The sequence below is a fragment of the Kumtagia sp. genome (assembly GCF_059502445.1).
Genome location: NZ_JCACER010000001.1, coordinates 118,427 through 136,880 on the forward strand (window position 1 = coordinate 118,427; position 18,454 = coordinate 136,880).

An 18,454-nucleotide genomic window follows, 5' to 3' on the forward strand; every position below is an offset into this window, starting at 1 on the left:
CGCTGGATAAGACGGGCAAAATGGTTCGGCGGACCTTCACCATGGTTTGCCGGGGGCGTCAAATTTTTTCCCCTTCAAACGCGGAAGTCACGTTTAACTTGAGGCCATTTCTCCTTTGGGTGAGGCATGAGCGACGCAGTTTCCCGGCTGGCGGAAGTGAAAGCGAAAATCGCCGCGGCGGAGCGCGAGGCAAGGCGCGCGGCCGGCAGCGTCACGCTGGTCGCCGTGTCGAAGACATTCGATGCCGCCGACATCCGCCCGGTCATCGAAGCCGGCCAGCGCGCGTTCGGCGAGAACCGCGTGCAGGAAGCACAGGGCAAATGGCCGGCGCTGAAGGCGGAGTTCCCGGACATTGAGCTTCACCTGATCGGCCCGCTGCAGTCCAACAAGGCGAAGGAGGCTGTGGCTTTGTTCGACGTCATCGAGACGGTCGACCGCGAGAAGATCGCCGCCGAGCTCACCAGGGAAATCGCCAGGCAGGGCAAGGCGCCGAAACTCTACGTCCAGGTGAACACCGGCTCGGAGCCGCAAAAGGCCGGCATCGAGCCGCGCGAGGCCATCGCCTTCGTCAAGCGCTGCCACGAGGTGCATGGCCTGGCGATCGAAGGCCTGATGTGCATCCCGCCGATCGACGAGAATCCGGGACCGCATTTCGCGCTGCTGGACAAGCTGGCGCGGCAGGCCGGCTTGGAAAAGCTGTCGATGGGCATGTCCGGCGACTACGAGCTGGCGGTCGCCTTCGGCGCCACCGGAGTGCGGGTCGGCTCGGCGATCTTCGGAGCGCGGTGAGCCCGCTGATGCAGTTGACAGAAGGAAATGCTATCTACCTAGCCAGCTAGACTAGGTATCTCCCGATGAACTGGCATCTGCGGGACGCGAAGAACAATTTCTCCAAAGTGGTCCAGAAGGCGCAAACGGAAGGGCCGCAGACCGTCACGCTACGCGGCAAGCCAATCGCGGTGGTTCTGTCGGCGGAAGAATATGAAAAGCTCACCTCCGGCAAGCCGTCGTTGGCAGAGTTTCTGCTGGCTGATGGACCGATTTGGGACGATGAGTTCGTTGAGGACGTCAACCGGCGCAACAAGTCGCCCGGCCGGGATGTCGACTTCTGACGCATCTTTCTAATTTAGCTCGACGAACGCCTAAACCTCCATCACCTCCGCCGCAGTCCTTTTCAGCTTCTGCTCGCGGAAGAAGATGAACAGCCCCGCCGCGACGATGATCGCCGCGCCGACAAGCATGTTGAAGCGCGGCACGTCGCCGAACACCAGCCAGCCGAACAGGATCGCCCAGAACAGCAGCGTGTACTGGAACGGCACCACGGTCGCCGCGTCGGCGAGCTTCAGCGCCCGGTTGATGCAGACATGCGCCACCATCGCCACCGCGCCGAGGAAGGCGAGAAGGAACAGGTCGAAGCCGCTGGGCGTCACCCAGCCGAACCAGGCGGTCGCCAGGCCGAGCAGGCCGGCCCCGGCCATCTGCCAGAACACCAGCGCGAGGTCGGGGGTGCCGCGCAAAGCCCGGCCCGACAGCATCATGAAGGCGAAGGAGAAGCTGCCGAGGATGGCGATCAGCGCCGGCGCGGTCAGCGTCGCGGCCGACGGTTCCAGCGCCACCACCACGCCGCAGAAGCCGAGGAAGATCGCCGTCCAGCGCCGCCAGCCGACCTTTTCGCCGAGCAGGAAGGGCGACAGCGCCGCGACATAGATGGGCGCCGCCAGCCAGTAGGTCATGGCGTCGGCGAGCGGCATGTAGGCGACGGCGAAATAGAAGGCGTAGACCTCGGCGGAGGAGAGAACGACACGCGCCGCCTGCAGGCCCGGCCGCTCGACCCGCACCAGCGGCCGCCAGCCGGCCTGCCACAGGAAGGGCAGCAGCACGGCAAGCGCGGCGGCGCTGCGGATGAGCAGCACCTGGCCGACCGAATAGGTGGCGACCAGCCATTTGCCGAGCACGTCGTTGAGCGAGAATAGCAGGACGCCGGCGAGCATCATGGCGATGCCGAGCCGCGCCGCGTTGCCGGTGTTTCCTGTGGTCAATCCCGTCCGCCGTGTCAGTCCGCCGTCAGCACGACCTTTACGCTGCGGCTGCGATCGAGCGCCAGCCGGAAAGCGTCTGGTGCATCACGTAGCGGCCTGTGGGCCGTAACCAGCCGCCCGACATCGACGGCGCCCGAGACGATGAGGTCGACCGCCTGCGAGAACTCCTCGCCGAAGCGGAAGGTGCCTCTGACGTCGAGCTCCTTGGCCATGATGGCGTTGGCCGGTACCGGCATGTCGCCGCCCGGAAGATTGCCCACCTGCACCACCGTGCCGCCCCGCCGCACTGTGCGGATGGCCGAAGCCAGCCCGGCCGCGGTGCCCGAGGTTTCCAGGGCGACGTCGATCGGCGAGTCGGCCGCGATCTCGGCAAGCATGGCGCCATTGGCAGCGACATCGACGGCGCGGTCGGCGCCGAGCGCCCTGGCGAAGGCGAGCGGTGCCGCCGCGATGTCGATCATCGTCACCTGCTCCGCGCCGGCCAGCCGCGCCGCCAGCATGCACAGCAGGCCGATTGGCCCGGCGCCGAACAGGGCGACGTGCCTGCCCTCGACCGAGCCGGCGCGCGCCACTGCGTGCAGCCCGACGGCGAAGGGCTCGGCCAGCGCCGCCGAGGCCAGCGGCAGCCCCTTCGGCACCTTCACGCATTGCGCCGGGATGGCGTCGAACAGGCTGGCGAAGCCGCCCTGCATGTGCGGCGTCCTCGACGCCGAGCCCATGAAATGGATGTTGTCGCAGAGGTTCGGGCGGCCGTCGCGGCAGTGCCGGCAGGTGCCGCACCAGCGCGACGGGTTGACGGCGACGTGGTCGCCGACCGCAAGTCCCTTCGCCTCGCCGGCGATCTCGACGATCTCGCCGGCGACCTCGTGGCCGAGGATGAGCGGCGAGGTCACGACGAAGTCGCCGGTGCGGGCATGGCGGAAGTAGTGCAGGTCGGAGCCGCAGATGCCGCCCGCCCCGAACCGGATGCGCACCATGCCCGGCGCAAGCGGGCCGAGGTCGCGCTCGACGAGGCGGAGGTCTTCCGGCGCGAACAGCGTCGCGGCGGTGGAGAGGGTGGCGGTCATCTGATGAGTCCGAGTTGGGTGGGCAGCCACAGCGTGACGGCCGGAATGAAGGTGATGATCATCAGCGCGATGAACAGCGGCGTCAGCCAGGGCAGGATCGCCATCGTCGTGCGCTCGACCGACAGCTTCGATATGCGCGACAGCACGAACAGGATCATGCCGACCGGCGGCGTCAGCAGCCCGATCATCAGGTTGAGCGTGATGATCAGGCCGAGATGCACCGGATCGACGCCGTAGCGCGCGGCGATCGGCATGAGGATCGGCACGAGGATGGAGATCGCGGCGATGGTGTCGAGGAAGGCGCCGACGATCAGCAGCAGCACGTTCACCAGGATCAGGAACGTCCACCAGTTGTCGGTGAGCGAGAACATGAAGTCGGAGAACAGCGCCGCCGCCTGGCTCACCGTCAGCAGCCAGGCGAAGATCGATGCGGCGGTGACGATGAACAGCACCGAGGCGGTCGTCTCGATCGTGTCGAAGCTCGCCTTGGCCAGCGTCCTCAGCGTCATGGTGCGGTAGCGCACCAGGCCGAGGAACAGCGACCAGATGACGGCGGCGACGGCGGCCTCCGTCGGCGTGAACCAGCCCATGGTCATGCCGCCGATCAACAGCACCGGCGTCATCAGCGCCATGACAGCCGAGAAGTCGAAATACCAGTCCAGCGCCACCAGCGCCGCCAGCCCGACGAGGACGGCGAGGTTGATCGACAGACCCGCCAGCACGAGGATGTAGACCGCCAGCGGGAAGCACAGCACGACGACGATTTCGAGGGACGCGCCGGCCAGCCGGCGCAGCTCGAACGGCGTGTCCGAGCCCCAGCCCTTGCGGTAGGCGAAGACCGCGACCGTGATCATCATCAACACGGTCATGACGATGCCCGGCAGGATGCCGGCCATGAACAGGGCGCCGATCGAGACGTTGGCCATCATGCCGTAGATGACGAAAGGCAGCGACGGCGGGAAGATCGGCCCGACCGTCGCCGAGGCGGCGGTCACGCCGACGGCGGCCTCGACCGGATAGCCGTGGTCCTTCATCGCCTTGATCTCGATGGTGCCGATGCCGGCGGCATCGGCCAGCGCCGTGCCGGACATGCCGGAGAACACCACCGAGCCGATGATGTTGACCTGCGCCAGCCCGCCCTTCATCCAGCCCACCAGCGACAGCGCGAAGTGGTAGATGCGGCCGGTGACGCCGGCGATGTTCATCAGATTGCCGGCCATGATGAAGAAGGGCACGGCCAGCAGCGGGAAGCTCTCGACGCCCGCGATCATGCGCTGCGCGGTGATGATGTCGGGCGCAACGCCGTAGAAGACGAGGTAGAGCAGCGAAGCGGTCGCCATCGACACCGCGACCGGAGCGCCGATGAGCATGAGCAGCAGGAAGGAGCCGATCAGCAGCAACATGGGGTCAGACTCCGCTCGGGCCGGCAGCGGCCTCTCTCTCGAGGATGGATCTTTTGTGCCGGATGTCGCCGACGAAGACCTGGACGGCGCGCGCCAGCATGAGCACGAAGGCCGCGAGCACGGCGTAGAAGACGATGCCGCGCGGCAGGTCGACCGTGACCATCCGCTCGCGCCCGACGATGGAGACGTAGCGCCACATCAGCCAGGTCATGTAGCCGTAGAAACCGATGGACAGCAGATCGACGGCGAGCGCCAGCCAGCGCGCCGGCTTCGAAGGAAGGAGGCGGTAGATGAAGTCGACCCGGATGTGCCGGGACAGCCGCGTGCACATCGCCGCGCCGAGGAACACCACGACGATCAGGCAGTTGATCGCGATCTCCTCGGTCCAGGCATAGCTGTTGTTGAGCACGTAACGCGTGAAGAACTGCAGGAACACGCAGAACGCCATGCACCAGTAGATGGCGAGGTTCAGCCAGTCCTCCGCCGCGTAGGGGGACAGGTCGACCGGGCCGGCCTCCTCCTCGAACGCATGCGCGAGCTCCTCGACCGATAGCTGCGTGTTGTGGACTTCGCCCGACATGGCGCGGCTCCGCGGATCTTCCTGGACAGGGGTGAGGGAACTGGCCCGGCCGCAATGGGCCGGGCCGGAACCGGATGCGAGCTTACTGGATGGCGCGGATGGCTTCCCAGTCGGCCTTGTTGTAGCCGAACTCCTCGAACGTCACCTTTTCCATGACGTTCTTCTCGAAATCGGCGCGGTCGATCTCGGTGACGGTGAGGCCGCGGTCCTTGAACACCTGCACCAGCTCCTTCTCGCGTTCGACGATCTTGGCGGTGGCGCGCGCCGCCGCCTCCTGCGTCACCTCGGTGAATATCTGCTTGTCCTCGTCCGACAGCGAGGCCCAGCGCGTCTGCGAGACGATGGTGTTGAGGTGGTCGACGATGTGGCCGGTCAGAACGATGTGCTTCTGCACCTCGAAGAATTTTTTCGCCTCGATGGTGGTCAGCGGGTTCTCCTGCGCCTCCACCGTGCCGTTCTGCAGCGCCAGGTAGACCTCGGCGAAGGCGATCGGCGCGGTGTTGGCGCCGCAGGCGCGCGGCATGGCGAGATAGGCCGGCACGTCGGGGACGCGCATCTTCAGGCCCTGCATGTCGGCGCACTTCTCGATCGGGCGGTTCGAGGTGGTGTGGCGCGTGCCATAGTAGGTGGTGGCGGTGATGTGGTGGCCCGACTTTTCCTCGTAGCCGCCGGTCAAAGCCTTGTAGGTGTCGCTCTTGGTGTATTTCAGCAGGTGGTCGGCGTCGCGGAAGATGAAGGGGAAATAGGTGACGCCGATCGGCGCATATTCGCGCGCCGCGAAGCTCGAGCCGGAAATGATGATGTCGACCGTGCCCAGCGTCAGGCCCTGGTTGATGTCGGCCTCCTTGCCGAGCTGCGAGGCCGGGAAGACGTCGATCTTGTAGCGGCCGTCGGTGCGCTTGGCGATCTCCTCGGCCGCCCACACCGATTCGGTATGGAACGGCTCGGACGTCTCATACACATGCGCCCATTTCAGCGTCTCCTGCGCCATCGCCGCCGACGCCGTCAGTGCCAGCGCGGCGACCGCGCCGAGGGTTGCTGCCAGATGGAACTTCATTCTCTTTCCTCCCGAAGGTTGCGTGAACTGCCGGCCGGTCAAATGGCGTGGCCGGGTGCCGCCTGCTTGCGTTCCGCCACGGCTCTCGCCTTGGCGGGCTCCCTGAAGCTGATCGAGAAGCGCTCCTGCGATTTGCGCAGATGCTCCTGCATGGCGGCCCTGGCGCCTGCCGCGTCGCCGGCCGCGATGGCGTCGCGGACGAGGCGGTGCTCCTGCAGCGCCGCGTCCCAGGTGCTCGGATCCTCGAAATAGCTGGAGAGCCGTTCGAAGAACGGATTCATGCGCTGGTCGAACAGTTCGCCGACGACGCGCGCCAGCACGGCGTTGCCGAGAATGCCGGCGATCGCGGTGTGGAAGGCGCGGTCGAGGCCGATGGTCGTGTGGTTCGGATGCTGCTTGCCTTCCATCCGCGCCAGGATGTCGTCGAGCGCTTCGACATCGGCCGGCCTCGCCAGCCGTGCGGCCTCCTCGGCGACGGCGCTCTCGATGAACTCGCGGGCCCTGAGAAGCTCGAACGGCCCTTCGTCCGTGGTCGGATTGGGCGGCATGCGCGGCGGTTCGGTGACGTAGATGCCGGAGCCGACACGGATGCGCACGCGACCCTCGACCTCGAGCGCGATCAGCGCTTCGCGGATGGTCGGCCGCGAGATGCCCATGCGCTCGGCCAGCTCGCGCTCGGGCGGCAGCCGGTCGCCGACGGCGAACTCGCCGCCGTCGAACAGCTGGCGCAGCTGCTCGGCGACTTGCCTGTAGAGACGGCGCGGCACGATGGTTTCGATCGGCATGGCTGCCGGCTCCTCCTCTGGCCAGACCCGGCTCCTCTCCGGTAAATTGGTCTGACCGCTTGGCCAGTTTACTGCATGACGAAGCGGCTTCCGTCAAGCGGAAAGATCGCTGCCCTGCTCCCGGGCCGTGTACCCGCTGCCCTTACAGACGGCCCGGATCGGGTTCGGCAGCACGCTTGCCGGCGGTCCTCGCCACCGGTCTTGGATTCCCCTCGAAGTCACGCATCTGTTGCCACCAAGGTGCCGACAAGTCGGCGCCTGATACGCGCGAGGTCGCAGCTCGCGTTGAAGAACGAATTGCGCTCCGTCATGAGTATGATAATTTCATACCGGTTCTGGAGAAAATCATGTCCGCCACTGAAAAACGCACCTTCAGCCTGCCGGCCGAGCAGTCCGCCTTCATCGACAAGCTCGTCGAGTCCGGAGCTTATGCCACCAGCAGCGAAGTCATCCGCGCCGGTCTTCGCGCGCTGCAGGAGCGCGACGCGGCGGTGGAGCGTTGGCTGCGCGAGGAGGTCGTGCCGACCTATGACCGCTGGAAGGCCGACCCGAGCAGGGGCATTTCGATCGATGAAATGGCTGAGCACGCCCGCAAGCGCCACGAAGCCCGCTTGCAGAGGAAAGCGTGAACCGCAAGGCCGTCATTTATGCGCCCGAGGCCGGCGACGACCTCGATTGGATCTACGACACCATAGCTGACGCCAGCAGCGCAGTGGTAGCCGATCGCTATGACCAGCGTATCCGAGCATTCTGCGAACGTCTTGAATACGCATCCGAGCGCGGCACCCGCCGCGACGAGTTGAGGCCGGGGCTTCGCACCGTCGGTTTCGAGCGCCGCGTTACCGTGGCCTTCACTGTGGAAGATGACCGCGTGGTGATCCTGCGCGTCTTCTACGGTGGGGCGAATTGGCAGGATGAGTTCGCCGAGGCGAGGAACTGACGCCCTTTCTGCTGTACCCCGGCGGATGGCGGAATCACTCAGCCGCCGCGAACCTCGGTCGCGTCCCCCGCCGCCACCAGCTCCGGATCGAGCGTGAACAGCTCCTGCGCCCGGCCGACGCCGCGCAGCGCGAAGCGGCCGACCGACACCAGCTTCGCCTGCTCCTCCGCCGGCAGCAGCTCGTAAAAGCTCGGCGAGAACAGCACGTGCCGGTCGACCGAGCGGCACATGGAGGCGATGCGGCTGGCCTCGTTGACGGCCTGGCCGACCACGGTGAAGTCGAGCCGGTCGGGGCTGCCGATATTGCCGTAGAACACGTCGCCGACATGCAGCCCGAGATAGATGGTGCTGACCGGCTGGCCGGCGTCGCTGCGGCGCTGGTTGAGCGCAGCGAGCCGCAGGCGCAGGTCGGCCTCGGCGCGCATCGCCGCCACGCAGGCCTTGGCCGGATCGGAGTCGGTGAAGATCGCCAGCGTGCCGTCGCCCATCAGCTTCAGCACGTCGCCGCCGGCGCCGTGCACGGCCGTGATGACGGCCTCGGCATAGTCGTTGAGCAGCGGGATGAGCTGGTCGGAGGCGATCGTCTCCGACAGCGTGGTGTAGCCGCGCATGTCGGAGAACCACAGCACGGCGTGCAGCGTCTCGGCGATGCCGCGGCTCATGCGTCCCGCCAGCACGCGGCGGCCGGCGTCGCGGCCGAGATAGGTCTCGACCACCGCCGCCGGCACGCGCGCCAGCGACGCCGACTTGATCGCCAGGCCGAGCAGCGGTGTGAGGTACCGCAGCGCCGCGACCTCGTCGTCGCTGAAGCCACCCGGCTGGGCCGTCGTCCAGCGGCTCGCCAGATTGTCCATCTCGCCGAGAATGGCGTCCGGCGCGAACAGGTGCACGCTGGCGAAATAGTCGGTCTGCCCTTCCGCGCCCAGTTCCTCGATGGCCGAGAAGCCCGCCGTCTCGCCGGCATGCAGCCGGCAGCGCAGCTCCCCGCCGCCCTTCTGGATCAGATGATAGAAGGGGCTGCTCTGCCAGCCTTCGGTCGAGCCGCCGATGTCGCGTGTGAACTCCAGAAGCGGCTGCTCGTCGCTGTCGTCCTCGCGCCAGCGGAAGCCGCGGCCTTCATAGATCGGATGCAGCGTGTCGATGATGACGATGGCGCGGCCGAGCGCCAGGCCGGCCGCCTGGCAGCGCTCGCAGAAGCCATGCAGCAGCGCGATCTCGCCCTCGCCCTCCAGACCCTTTTCGGAGAGCCAGGCCGCTATGGCGTCGACGTCGCGCTTGTCCATGCCCACAGAGTGCACAGCCGGGCGGTACCGCGCAAGCGGGACGACTGCAGGGCCTACCCTTCGACGTGGCCGCCCTTCAGTGCAGCACGAGCAGGTCGTTGGAGGAGAAGCTGATCTCCGTCTTGTCGCCCACCGTCGGCGGCGGCGTGGCCGAGTTGTTGAAGGTGTCGAGCGAGACGATCCCGCTGCCCAGCCCGACCCGCACGCGGATGACCGAGCCGAGGAAATGCACGTCGGCGATCTGCCCTTGCAGGCTGGCGTCGTGGCCGGGTTTCGGCCCCAGCGCGATCGCCTCCGGCCTCAGCGCCAGCGACAGCTGGTCTCCGGTCTTCGAGCCGTTCAGCTTGCCCTTCAACGACAGCTCCTGGCTGCTGATGCGCACCTTGCCGGCGGCGGCGTCGCTGACCACCCCTTCCAGGACGTTGAGCGTGCCGACAAAATTGGCCACGAATTTCGTCGCCGGCCGGTTGTAGATCTCGAACGGCGTGCCGACCTGCTCGGCCTTGCCGCCATACATCACCACGATGCGGTCGGAGATCGACAGCGCCTCTTCCTGGTCGTGGGTGACGAAGATGGTGGTGATGCCCAGTTCCTTCTGGATCATCCGGATCTCGTCGCGCAGCGACACGCGCACCTTGGCGTCGAGCGCCGACAGCGGCTCGTCGAGCAGCAGCAGCTTCGGCTTCGGCGCCAGCGCGCGCGCCAGCGCAACGCGCTGCTGCTGGCCGCCCGAAAGCTGGTAGGGATAGCGGTCGCCGAATTCCGGCAGCTTGATCAGGTTGAGCATCTCGGCGACGCGTCTGTCGGCATCGGCCTTCGGCATGCCGGCAACCTTGAGGCCAAACCCGACGTTCTGCGCGACCGTCAGGTTGGGGAACAGCGCATAGGCCTGGAACACCATGCCGACATTGCGCTGGTTGGGTTTTAGACGCGTCACGTCCTTGCCCGCGACTACGATGCGGCCCGAACTCGGCTCCTCGAAACCCGCGACCATCCGAAGCACCGTGGTCTTGCCGCAGCCGGAGGGGCCGAGGAAGGACACGAACTCGCCGCGTCCGACATCGAGGTTGAAGTCCTGGACGACGGTCGTCGGCCCGAAGCTCTTGCGGATGTGTTCGATCTGGAGAAAGGGATCTGCCATTGTCGGTCCCCGTAAATCAGTGCAGTTGCGTCGGAGGCTTGGGCGCCAGCCGTGCAACGATCTGGATGAGGCCCATGCAGAGCCAGGTGATGCCGAAGGAGATCACCGCCAGCGCCGAGGGCTCGTAGGCCTTGTTGGCGCCGACAAGCTGGAGATAGGGACCGAAAGCGGGCCGGTTCAGCAGTGCGGCGAGCGTGAATTCCCCGATGACGATCGCGAAGGTAAGGAAGGCGCCGGACAGCACCGCCACGAAGACGTTTGGCAGGATCACGCGGCCGAAGATCGTCGGCCACCCTGCGCCGAGCGACTGCGCAGCCTCCGTCAGCGTGGCGACATCGATGCTCCGCAGGCCGGTATCGACTGCGCGGTACATGTAGGGCAGGGCGAGTGCCGTGTAGCCGAACATGAGGAGGATATCGGTCCCCATGGAACTGCCCGTGAGCGGCAGCCAGCTCGATGTGTTGTAGAGCCGGATATAGCCGAACACGATGACGATGGCCGGGATCACCAGCGGCATCAGGGTGATGAACTCCACCACCGGCCGCAGGCCCGGCATCTTGAGCCGGACCCAGTAGGCCGTCGGCACGACGAGCAGCACGCCGAACACGATCGTGAACAGGGCCATGACCACCGAATAGGTGAAGGTCTGGCGGAACTGCGGATCCGCAAGCACCGACGCATAGGCGTCGAAGGAGTATTCTCCCCGCCGCATGGACAGCGAAAATTCGGTCATGCCGACCAGCGGCAGGATGAAGATGAGCGATCCCAGCAGGAACGCGATCCATGCGATCGCGCGCTTCATTTCTGCCACCTCTCGGTGCGGGCGCGCAGCCACAGATACAGTGCGTTGGCGAGCCCGGTGATCACGATCATGCCGAATGCCAGCGCATATCCGAGCCCCGGGCTGCCGAGCACGTCGCCGCGTATCTGCGAGAACAGCAGGATCGGCGCGATGTTGAGCTGCGGCCCCGCCAGCGCAAAGGCGGTCGCGACGGCACCGAAGGAATTTGCGAACAGCAGCGCGAACGTTCCGAGCAGAGATGGCAGCAGGATCGGAAATGCCACCATGCGCCAGTACTGCGCACCCGTCGCGCCAAGGATCTCCGCCGCCTCGCGCCATTCACGCCGCAGGGCGTCGAGCGCCGGCGTGATGATCAGGATCATCAGCGGCACTTGGAAGAACATGTAGGTGGCGATGAGCCCGGTGGTGCTGAACAGGTTGAAGCCGGTCGCCGCCCGCAGGTTGACGCCGAACTCCGTCCGCAGCCACACGGTGATGAGGCCGGCCGGCCCGATGGTCGCGATGAACGCGAAAGCGAGCGGCAGGCCGGCAAAATTGGAGGCGACGCCGGAGAAGGTGAGCAGCGGGGAGCGTATGAAGCGTGGAAGCCCGCCCAGCACGGTGGCGGCGGCCATGGCGAAACCGATCAGGCAGCCGAGCAGCGCCGACCAGAAGCTGACATAAATGGACACCCAGTAGGCGGCGCGGATCGTGGGCGTGTTGAGACCGACGATGTTGGCCAGGGTGAAGCCGCCATCCGGTCCGCGAAATGCGCCCAGCACGATCGAAAGCGCCGGCAGGATGAGAAACAGCAGCGCGAACAGAAAGAACGGCACCACCCCCAGCCACTGCGTTGGCAGGCGGCGCGACAGAGATAAGGTTTGCGACATGCGTTCCGTGGCCCCGCCGGAGGGCGGATGCGGGCTCACTTGGCCCGCATCCGCATGTCAGTGATCACTGCACCACGTTGGCGCCGACAACCTTGTCCCAACCAGCCTTCACGGCTTCGGAGTTGGCATTCACCGCGTCGAGGCTGGGGAACACGGCCTTCTCGTAGGCTTCCGCCGGCGGCAGCTTGTCGAGCAGTTCCTTGGGAACAGCGCCCTTGGAAACCAGGTCGTTGAACCGGATCGGGTGGCAGTAGCCCTTGAGCCAGCCGAGCTGTCCTTCGTCGCTGTAGAGATATTCCATCCAGAGCTTCGCCGCGTTCGGCTGCGGCGCGTAGGCGCTGATCGCCTGGACATAGACACCGGCGAGAACCGAGTCCGACGGTACGATCACGTCGACCGGCGGATTGCCGTTGAGCGAGTCCCGCCACGAAAGTGCATTGTAGTCCCACGCGATAATGATGGGCGTGGTTCCCTGGGCGAGCGTGCCCGCCTTGCCGATGACCGGGACGAAATTGCCGGCGTCGTTCAGCTTCTTGAAGAACTCGAGGCCCGCCTGTGCGGCCGCGGCGCCCGGCTCAGCGCCCTGCGCCATGCCGGCCGCGAGCACGCCAAGGATGGCCTGGTTCGACGCCCGCGGATCGCCGGCGAGTGCGATCTGGCCGGCATATTCCGGCTTCAGCAGATCGGCGAAGGACTTCGGCGGATTCGGAACCAGGTCCTTGTTCACCAGGAACGCCATCACGCCGTAATAATCGCCGTACCAATTGCCGTCGGCGTCCTTGGCGTCGGCAGGAATGGAATCCCACGTGGCGACCTTGTGCGGCTGAAGCAGGCCCTCGGCCTGCGCGGCGGGACCGAACGACAAGCCGACGTCGATGACGTCCGGAGCTTGCGGGCCCTTGTTGTCCTTGTTGGCACGAATTGCTTCCACTTCGTCGGCGGAGCCGGCGTCGGGATTAAGTTCGTTGATGGCGATCTCCGGATATTTCGCCTTGAAGCCTGCGATCACATCGCCATATCCGCACCAGCTGTGCGGCAGCGCGATCGTGGTCAGCTTGCCTTCCGCCTTGGCCGCGGCGATCAGCTCGTCGCTCTGGGCGGCGGCGATCGCCGTGGTGACCATCAGCGACGCGGCGGCAAGGGAAAGGACCTTTCCCGTAAATCTGAACATGGTTGTCTCCGTTGGGTTAACGCCGATCGGCGCCCCTGTTGCGGTTATTCTTGTCGTGTGACAGTCGAATGAAACCGGCTGTCAGCCCCTCTGAGGCCGTAAAAATCTATCTATTTTACAGTGCCGTAGCAATCGCCGCCACAATATTTCTCCGGCTAACCAATCACCCTTCCTTTCCCCTCGCTTTTCTTTCCTCGCCGCCGACGCGTCGCCTTGCGACGCGCCGTCAGAGCCGGCCCTCTATCGCGCTGTCCAGGATGGCCCGCGCCGCCTCCTTGGTCAGCTCCACCGGATTGCCGCCGGTCGACGGATCGGCCACAGCCGACACCGCGATGAAGTCCTTGCGCGCGGCATCCATGTCCAGGCCCTTGATCAGTTCCGGCAGCGTGTGCGGCACCTTCAGCTGCTCACGCAGGTTCAGGATCGCCTTGGCGAAACCGTCGAAGCCGCCGGCAATGCCGAGATAGGCGGCAAGCCGGGCGATACGCTCCTCCACCGCCGGCCGGTTGAAGGCCAGCACGTAAGGCATGAACACGCCGTTGGTCATGCCGTGATGGGTGTCGTAGAGCGCGCCGATCGGATGCGACAGCGAATGGATGGCGCCCAGCCCCTTCTGGAAGGCGGTGGCGCCCATCGCCGCCGCGGCCATCATGTGCGCCCGCGCGGTGATATCCGTCCCGTCGGCATACGCCTTGGGCAGGTTTTCCAGCACCAGCCGCATGCCCTCCAGCGCGATGCCGTCGGCCATCGGATGGTAGCCCGGTGCGCAATAGGCTTCCAGGCAGTGCGCCAGCGCGTCCATGCCGGTGCCGACCGTGATGAAGGGTGGCATTCCGGTGGTCAGCTCCGGGTCGGCGATGACGATCGCCGGCAAAAGCTTGGGATGGAAGATGATCTTCTTGGTATGGGTCACCTCGTCCGTCAGCACGCCGGCGCGGCCGACTTCCGAGCCGGTGCCGGCGGTGGTCGGCACGGCCACGATCGGGGCGATCGCATCCGAGTTGGCGCGCGTCCACCAGTCGCCGATGTCCTCGAAATCCCAGACCGGCCGCGTCTGCCCGGCCTGGAAGGCGATCAGTTTTCCGAGATCGAGCGCCGAGCCGCCGCCGAAGGCGATCACGCCGTCATGCGCGCCTGCCTTGAACACCGCGATGCCGGCCTTGAGGTTCGCCTCCACCGGGTTGGGCTTTATGTCGGAAAAGGTGCCGTACGGCACCTTCGCGTCGTCGAGCAGCTTCAAGGTCGAAGCCACCACCGGCAGCTTCGCCAGGCCGGGATCGGTGACGAACAGCGGCTTCTCGATGCCGGCGGCCGACAGCACCTCCGGCAGTTCCCTGATGCGCCCGGCGCCGAAGCGGACGGTAGTCGGGTAGTTCCATTTGGAGACGAGGTTGGTCATGGGTTCCTTCGTTGTTCGTCGGTCGTGGGTGGTCGGTCGAATGGTTCACGAGCGTCACGACCGACGACCGACGAACCACGACCGACAGTCACACCTCCCGCAGGTGAAAACTCTTCGGCCTGGTCAGGTTGTCGTACCCGATGGCCGACAGCGTCGCGCCCTTGCCGGTGTCCTTGACGCCGGTCCACACCAGCGCCGGGTCGAGATAGTCGCAGCGGTTCATGAACACCGTGCCGGTCTCGACGCGGTCGCCGATGGCCGCTGCATGGTCGGTGTCGCCGGTCCAGATCGAGGCGGTGAGGCCGTAGGGAGAATCGTTCATCAGCGCGATCGCCTCCTCGTCGTTGCGCACCTTCATGATGCCGACGATCGGCCCAAAACTTTCCTCCCGCATGACCGACATCTGGTGGTCGACATCGGTCAGCACCTCCGGCGCCAGATAGGGCGAGCCGACCACGTCCTTGTCGACCTTCATGTTGATATGCGCGGTCGCGCCCTTGCGCAGCGCCTCCGCCTTCTGCTCGCGGATGAAGTCGGCGAAGCGCGCCTGCGCCATCGGCCCGAGCGTCGTGCCGGCGTCGAGCGGGTTGCCGACGACATAGTTCTTCGTCTCGGCGATATAGCCTTCGACGAACTCGTCATAGACCTTCTCGTGCACGTAGACGCGCTCGATGCCGCAGCAGCACTGGCCGGAATTGTAGAAGGCGCCGTCGACGAGGTTCGCCACCGCATGGTCGAGTTTTGCGTCGGGCAGCACATAGGCCGGATCCTTGCCGCCGAGCTCCAGCCCGAGCGTCATGAAGGTGCCGGCCGCCGCCTTTTCGATCGCCCGCCCGCCGGCCACCGAGCCGGTGAAGTTGACGTGGTCGATCTTTCCGCTTGCGAGCAGCCTTTCCGTCTGCCCGTGGTTCAGCACGAGGTTCTGGAAGACGTGTTTGGGCAGCCCCGCCGCCTCGAACGCTTTTGCAAAACGCTCGCCGACCAGCAGCGTCTGCGCCGCATGCTTCAGGATCACCGTCGAGCCGGCGATCAGCGCCGGCACGATGGTATTGACCGCCGTCAGATACGGATAGTTCCACGGCGCGATCACCATGACGACACCGAGCGGGTCTTTTTTCACATAGCGGCGGAACCCGTCCTTGGGATTGGACGCCATCACCGGCGCCAGCGCCTTCTCGGCGATCTCGACCATGTAGGCGACGCGTTCCCTGACGCCGCCGAACTCGCCGCCGTAGCGGGTCGGCCGGCCCATCTGCCAGGCGAGCTCGGGCACGATCTCGTCGCTCATGGCGACAAGCGCCTCCAGCATCTTCAGCATGTAGTTGCTGCGCTCGGCGACCGAGATCTGTGCCCAGCCGACCTGCGCCGCCTTCGCCCGCTCGACCGCCGCGTTCACCGCCTGGTCACTCGCGACCGGCCGCTCCGCATAGATCGAGCCGTCGATGGGGGATTTGAGTTTGATGGTTTCGGTCATGGATTTTCCAGTCTTCATTCTAGCAGGGTATCGCCTGCACGTGCCCCTGTTCGGCATAGTCGAGGATTTTGCTGTCGCGCGTCATGACACGGTAGCCGTGCTCGCGTGCCGTCGCGATGAAAAGCCTGTCAAAGGGATCCCTGGGCGGCGCACCAGGAAGAAATGACGAATTGATCAGAATTTCGGACGTGAGCGCTGCCAGCTCCGAAAATGGAGGAATGATCAGGCTGTCGAACCACGATTTTGCCGACATTGCCGACAACACCCTGCGTCTTGCGACTAGCATTCCCATCTCCCAGGCGCTTGTTGGCGAAATCATTACGGGTGTCCGCATCCCGGCGCTCTCGTCGAGCGCCATCTGGGCTTCCGCACTGAGCTTCGCTCCTTCGGTGATCCAGATGGCCGCACAGGTGTCGAGCAATATGTTTCCAGGCATGTGGTCAGTCTCTGACCTCTGGGCCGTATTTCCGGTCGAGATAGTCGGCCAAATCCGGATCAGCCGGCTCCGTAAGATCGACGTCCGGGAGCAAGGTGATCACCCCCTTCAAGCAGCCGAACAAAGGATGAGGGTGCGCAGATCGTCCGAGATTGACTGCTCCATGGAACTCGGTCTGTTCTTCCATGAAACCAATCCCCTCCGGTAATGCAGCTCCCGACTGACCCGATGTTGCAATGGGGTCCATTGACGCGCCTCCTCCCTTGCGATCCTTTTTGGGTGGGCCGACTTTTTTTGCGGGAATGCTCTTCGCGTGAAAGGTCACCTCCTCAAGCGTCGCACCCAAGATTGTTGCGATTTTGTCAATTTCCGAGAGTTTGAACTGACGCTCGCCACCCAGCGCACGAGACAATCCGCCTTTGTCGACGCCCAACCGCTTGGCCATCTCACTTTGACTGAAGCCTAATGCATCCATCCGATCTATAAACCACTGCTTACCCCGGTTCTGACCCATAGCGATCTCCTATTCCGGAAATCACAACATATCTCAACGTTGCAAAATTCTCAATACCGCTCAAACCCCCTGTGCAGCTCCCAGTCCGTGATCCGCCGGTCGTATTCGAGCTGCTCCCAGCGGGCGGTGTGCACGTAGTGCTCCACCACCTCCTCGCCGAGCGCCGTCTTCAGCATGGCCGAGCCGGCGAGCGTCTCGGTCGCCTCGCGCAGGGTCTTCGGAATCTCGGGCAGCTGCGCGGCCTGGTAGGCGTCGCCGACGAACGGCGCCTCTAGCTCAAGCTTCTCGTCGATGCCGGCCAGACCCGCGGCGATCAGCGCCGCGAAGGCGAGGTAGGGATTGAGGTCGGCGCCGCCGATGCGGCACTCCATGCGCACGCCCTTGGTGCCCTCTCCGCACAGGCGGAAGCCGGCGGTGCGGTTGTCCTCGCTCCACATGATCTTGGTCGGCGCGAAGGTGCCGGACTGGAAGCGCTTGTAGGAGTTGATGTAGGGCGCCAGGAACCAGGTGAACTCCTTGGCGTATTTGAGCTGCCCGGCCGACCATTGGCCGCCGAGCTCGGTCAGCCCGTAGGGCCCTTCCCGGTCGAAGAACAGCGGCGTCTTGCCGTCGGCGCTCCACAGCGAATTGTGGATGTGGCTGGAATTGCCGGCCAGCCCGTAATTGTACTTGGCCATGAAGGAGATCGCCTTGCCCTCGCTGGTCGCGATCTCCTTGGCGCCGTTCTTCAGGATGACGTGGCGGTCCGCCATCTCCAGCACTTCGGCGTAGCGGACGTTGATCTCCTCTTGGCCGGGCCCCCACTCACCCTTGGAGTTCTCGATCGGGATGCCCGCCGCCTCCATCTCGTTGCGCAGGCGGCGCATCACGCCTTCTTCCTTGGTGGTGATGCCGATCAGATAGTCGCCGATATAGGGCGAGGCGGTCTCGAGGTTCTGCCAGTGTTTCGCCCGCGCCGAATCGTAGCTTTCGGAGAACAGGTAGAATTCGAGTTCCGAGGCGAAATAGGCGAGCCAGCCGCGCTCCTGCAGCCGCTTGACCTGCTTGCGCAGGATGGCGCGCGGCGAGTGCGCCAGATCCTCATGCGTATGGTGGTCCTTGAGGTCGTTCAGCACCAGCGCCGTCTTCTCCAGCCACGGTATCTTCCGCAGCGTGGAAAGGTCGGGCTTCATGATGAAGTCGCCATAGCCCTTCGACCAGCTCGCCGCCTTGTAGCCGGGCACCGGCTCCATATCGATGTCGTTGGCGAGCAGGTAGTTGCAGCCATGCGTCTCGTCATAGGCGGATTCGACGAAATACTTCGCCAGGAACCGCTTGCCGACCAGCCGGCCCTGCATGTCGACGGCGGCGGCGAGCACCGTGTCGATCTCGCCCGCGGCGACCGCTTGCTTCAATTCGTCGAAAGTCAGGTTTCCAGCCATATTTCCCTCGTCCGGCGCGATCGCGCCATGCTTCACGTCGCCGTCATGCATCGATGCCGATGATCGCACCAGG

General features: G+C 65.3%; 20 protein-coding genes. 4 read left to right on the forward strand and 16 right to left on the reverse strand.

The genetic code is table 11. The features are described from left to right. The first annotated feature begins 126 nt into the window (after window positions 1-126). Both AC5JDC_RS00580 and AC5JDC_RS00585 read left to right on the forward strand, forming a co-directional pair. The gene (locus tag AC5JDC_RS00580; RefSeq protein WP_495838144.1) at window positions 127-789 is read left to right on the forward strand and encodes a YggS family pyridoxal phosphate-dependent enzyme; all 663 of its coding nucleotides are present in this window, start codon (window positions 127-129) and stop codon (window positions 787-789) included. A 65-nt stretch (window positions 790-854) separates the two neighbouring features. Next, window positions 855-1,112 (forward strand): type II toxin-antitoxin system Phd/YefM family antitoxin, encoded by a 258-nt coding sequence (locus AC5JDC_RS00585; RefSeq protein WP_495838146.1) that lies wholly within the window; start codon window positions 855-857, stop codon window positions 1,110-1,112. Between the two features lie 30 nt (window positions 1,113-1,142). On the opposite strand, the gene AC5JDC_RS00590 is transcribed toward AC5JDC_RS00585, so the two are convergent. From AC5JDC_RS00590 to AC5JDC_RS00615, 6 genes are all read right to left on the reverse strand, one after another. Further along, the gene (locus tag AC5JDC_RS00590) at window positions 1,143-1,994 is read right to left on the reverse strand and encodes a DMT family transporter (protein WP_495838215.1); all 852 of its coding nucleotides are present in this window, start codon (window positions 1,992-1,994) and stop codon (window positions 1,143-1,145) included. A 59-nt stretch (window positions 1,995-2,053) separates the two neighbouring features. Then, complete coding sequence (locus tag AC5JDC_RS00595) at window positions 2,054-3,106, reverse strand: L-idonate 5-dehydrogenase (RefSeq protein WP_495838148.1); 1,053 nt, start codon at window positions 3,104-3,106, stop codon at window positions 2,054-2,056. Further along, complete coding sequence (locus tag AC5JDC_RS00600) at window positions 3,103-4,509, reverse strand: TRAP transporter large permease (protein ID WP_106773141.1); 1,407 nt, start codon at window positions 4,507-4,509, stop codon at window positions 3,103-3,105. Before AC5JDC_RS00600 ends, AC5JDC_RS00595 begins: the two co-directional genes overlap by 4 nt. A gap of 4 nt (window positions 4,510-4,513) precedes the next feature. After that, window positions 4,514-5,089, reverse strand: a complete 576-nt coding sequence (locus tag AC5JDC_RS00605) for a TRAP transporter small permease (protein ID WP_106773140.1) — start codon at window positions 5,087-5,089, stop codon at window positions 4,514-4,516. A gap of 82 nt (window positions 5,090-5,171) precedes the next feature. After that, window positions 5,172-6,146, reverse strand: a complete 975-nt coding sequence (locus tag AC5JDC_RS00610) for a sialic acid TRAP transporter substrate-binding protein SiaP (protein WP_495838151.1) — start codon at window positions 6,144-6,146, stop codon at window positions 5,172-5,174. Window positions 6,147-6,184: 38 nt separating this feature from the next. After that, complete coding sequence (locus AC5JDC_RS00615; protein WP_495838153.1) at window positions 6,185-6,931, reverse strand: FadR/GntR family transcriptional regulator; 747 nt, start codon at window positions 6,929-6,931, stop codon at window positions 6,185-6,187. Window positions 6,932-7,278: 347 nt separating this feature from the next. Here AC5JDC_RS00615 and AC5JDC_RS00620 point away from each other — a divergent pair, with 347 nt between their 5' ends. Beyond that, window positions 7,279-7,560 carry a type II toxin-antitoxin system ParD family antitoxin gene (locus AC5JDC_RS00620; RefSeq protein WP_495838155.1) on the forward strand — a complete coding sequence of 94 codons (282 nt, stop codon included), beginning with the start codon at window positions 7,279-7,281 and terminating at the stop codon, window positions 7,558-7,560. After that, window positions 7,557-7,871: a type II toxin-antitoxin system RelE/ParE family toxin gene (locus AC5JDC_RS00625; protein ID WP_495838157.1), complete on the forward strand. Its 315-nt coding sequence runs from the start codon at window positions 7,557-7,559 to the stop codon at window positions 7,869-7,871. Before AC5JDC_RS00620 ends, AC5JDC_RS00625 begins: the two co-directional genes overlap by 4 nt. Before the next feature lie 38 nt (window positions 7,872-7,909). Here AC5JDC_RS00625 and AC5JDC_RS00630 read toward each other — a convergent pair whose 3' ends face one another. The 10 genes from AC5JDC_RS00630 to AC5JDC_RS00675 form a co-directional block, all read right to left on the reverse strand. Next, entirely contained in the window at window positions 7,910-9,154 is a 1,245-nt protein-coding gene (locus AC5JDC_RS00630) for an adenylate/guanylate cyclase domain-containing protein (protein ID WP_106773135.1), read from the reverse strand. 76 nt (window positions 9,155-9,230) lie between these two features. Beyond that, window positions 9,231-10,295: an ABC transporter ATP-binding protein gene (locus AC5JDC_RS00635; protein ID WP_495838159.1), complete on the reverse strand. Its 1,065-nt coding sequence runs from the start codon at window positions 10,293-10,295 to the stop codon at window positions 9,231-9,233. A gap of 16 nt (window positions 10,296-10,311) precedes the next feature. After that, complete coding sequence (locus AC5JDC_RS00640; RefSeq protein WP_106773133.1) at window positions 10,312-11,097, reverse strand: ABC transporter permease; 786 nt, start codon at window positions 11,095-11,097, stop codon at window positions 10,312-10,314. Further along, a complete protein-coding gene (locus AC5JDC_RS00645) occupies window positions 11,094-11,966 on the reverse strand; it encodes an ABC transporter permease (RefSeq protein ID WP_106773132.1) in 873 nt (290 codons plus the stop codon). The genes AC5JDC_RS00640 and AC5JDC_RS00645 overlap by 4 nt, the downstream gene beginning before the upstream one ends. Before the next feature lie 64 nt (window positions 11,967-12,030). Next, entirely contained in the window at window positions 12,031-13,137 is a 1,107-nt protein-coding gene (locus AC5JDC_RS00650; RefSeq protein WP_495838162.1) for an ABC transporter substrate-binding protein, read from the reverse strand. A 226-nt stretch (window positions 13,138-13,363) separates the two neighbouring features. Next, on the reverse strand, window positions 13,364-14,536 hold the full coding sequence (locus AC5JDC_RS00655; RefSeq protein WP_495838164.1) for an iron-containing alcohol dehydrogenase: 1,173 nt from the start codon (window positions 14,534-14,536) through the stop codon (window positions 13,364-13,366). A gap of 88 nt (window positions 14,537-14,624) precedes the next feature. After that, window positions 14,625-16,010 carry an aldehyde dehydrogenase family protein gene (locus tag AC5JDC_RS00660; protein ID WP_495838166.1) on the reverse strand — a complete coding sequence of 462 codons (1,386 nt, stop codon included), beginning with the start codon at window positions 16,008-16,010 and terminating at the stop codon, window positions 14,625-14,627. A gap of 19 nt (window positions 16,011-16,029) precedes the next feature. Continuing rightward, window positions 16,030-16,431: a type II toxin-antitoxin system VapC family toxin gene (locus AC5JDC_RS00665; RefSeq protein WP_495838168.1), complete on the reverse strand. Its 402-nt coding sequence runs from the start codon at window positions 16,429-16,431 to the stop codon at window positions 16,030-16,032. 19 nt (window positions 16,432-16,450) lie between these two features. Beyond that, window positions 16,451-16,960 carry a helix-turn-helix domain-containing protein gene (locus AC5JDC_RS00670; protein WP_495838170.1) on the reverse strand — a complete coding sequence of 170 codons (510 nt, stop codon included), beginning with the start codon at window positions 16,958-16,960 and terminating at the stop codon, window positions 16,451-16,453. A gap of 50 nt (window positions 16,961-17,010) precedes the next feature. Next, window positions 17,011-18,381: a glutamine synthetase family protein gene (locus AC5JDC_RS00675; protein ID WP_495838172.1), complete on the reverse strand. Its 1,371-nt coding sequence runs from the start codon at window positions 18,379-18,381 to the stop codon at window positions 17,011-17,013. Between the last annotated feature and the right edge of the window lie 73 nt (window positions 18,382-18,454).

What these genes read in the sequence shown, in the direction of transcription:
- AC5JDC_RS00580 (WP_495838144.1), top strand. Translation starts at nt 127, where the DNA reads ATGAGCGACGCAGTTTCCCGGCTGGCGGAAGTGAAAGCGAAAATCGCC.
- AC5JDC_RS00585 (WP_495838146.1), top strand. Translation starts at nt 855, where the DNA reads ATGAACTGGCATCTGCGGGACGCGAAGAACAATTTCTCCAAAGTGGTC.
- AC5JDC_RS00590 (WP_495838215.1), bottom strand. Translation starts at nt 1,994, where the DNA reads ATGATGCTCGCCGGCGTCCTGCTATTCTCGCTCAACGACGTGCTCGGC.
- AC5JDC_RS00595 (WP_495838148.1), bottom strand. Translation starts at nt 3,106, where the DNA reads ATGACCGCCACCCTCTCCACCGCCGCGACGCTGTTCGCGCCGGAAGAC.
- AC5JDC_RS00600 (WP_106773141.1), bottom strand. Translation starts at nt 4,509, where the DNA reads ATGTTGCTGCTGATCGGCTCCTTCCTGCTGCTCATGCTCATCGGCGCT.
- AC5JDC_RS00605 (WP_106773140.1), bottom strand. Translation starts at nt 5,089, where the DNA reads ATGTCGGGCGAAGTCCACAACACGCAGCTATCGGTCGAGGAGCTCGCG.
- AC5JDC_RS00610 (WP_495838151.1), bottom strand. Translation starts at nt 6,146, where the DNA reads ATGAAGTTCCATCTGGCAGCAACCCTCGGCGCGGTCGCCGCGCTGGCA.
- AC5JDC_RS00615 (WP_495838153.1), bottom strand. Translation starts at nt 6,931, where the DNA reads ATGCCGATCGAAACCATCGTGCCGCGCCGTCTCTACAGGCAAGTCGCC.
- AC5JDC_RS00620 (WP_495838155.1), top strand. Translation starts at nt 7,279, where the DNA reads ATGTCCGCCACTGAAAAACGCACCTTCAGCCTGCCGGCCGAGCAGTCC.
- AC5JDC_RS00630 (WP_106773135.1), bottom strand. Translation starts at nt 9,154, where the DNA reads ATGGACAAGCGCGACGTCGACGCCATAGCGGCCTGGCTCTCCGAAAAG.
- AC5JDC_RS00635 (WP_495838159.1), bottom strand. Translation starts at nt 10,295, where the DNA reads ATGGCAGATCCCTTTCTCCAGATCGAACACATCCGCAAGAGCTTCGGG.
- AC5JDC_RS00640 (WP_106773133.1), bottom strand. Translation starts at nt 11,097, where the DNA reads ATGAAGCGCGCGATCGCATGGATCGCGTTCCTGCTGGGATCGCTCATC.
- AC5JDC_RS00645 (WP_106773132.1), bottom strand. Translation starts at nt 11,966, where the DNA reads ATGTCGCAAACCTTATCTCTGTCGCGCCGCCTGCCAACGCAGTGGCTG.
- AC5JDC_RS00650 (WP_495838162.1), bottom strand. Translation starts at nt 13,137, where the DNA reads ATGTTCAGATTTACGGGAAAGGTCCTTTCCCTTGCCGCCGCGTCGCTG.
- AC5JDC_RS00655 (WP_495838164.1), bottom strand. Translation starts at nt 14,536, where the DNA reads ATGACCAACCTCGTCTCCAAATGGAACTACCCGACTACCGTCCGCTTC.
- AC5JDC_RS00660 (WP_495838166.1), bottom strand. Translation starts at nt 16,010, where the DNA reads ATGACCGAAACCATCAAACTCAAATCCCCCATCGACGGCTCGATCTAT.
- AC5JDC_RS00670 (WP_495838170.1), bottom strand. Translation starts at nt 16,960, where the DNA reads ATGGGTCAGAACCGGGGTAAGCAGTGGTTTATAGATCGGATGGATGCA.
- AC5JDC_RS00675 (WP_495838172.1), bottom strand. Translation starts at nt 18,381, where the DNA reads ATGGCTGGAAACCTGACTTTCGACGAATTGAAGCAAGCGGTCGCCGCG.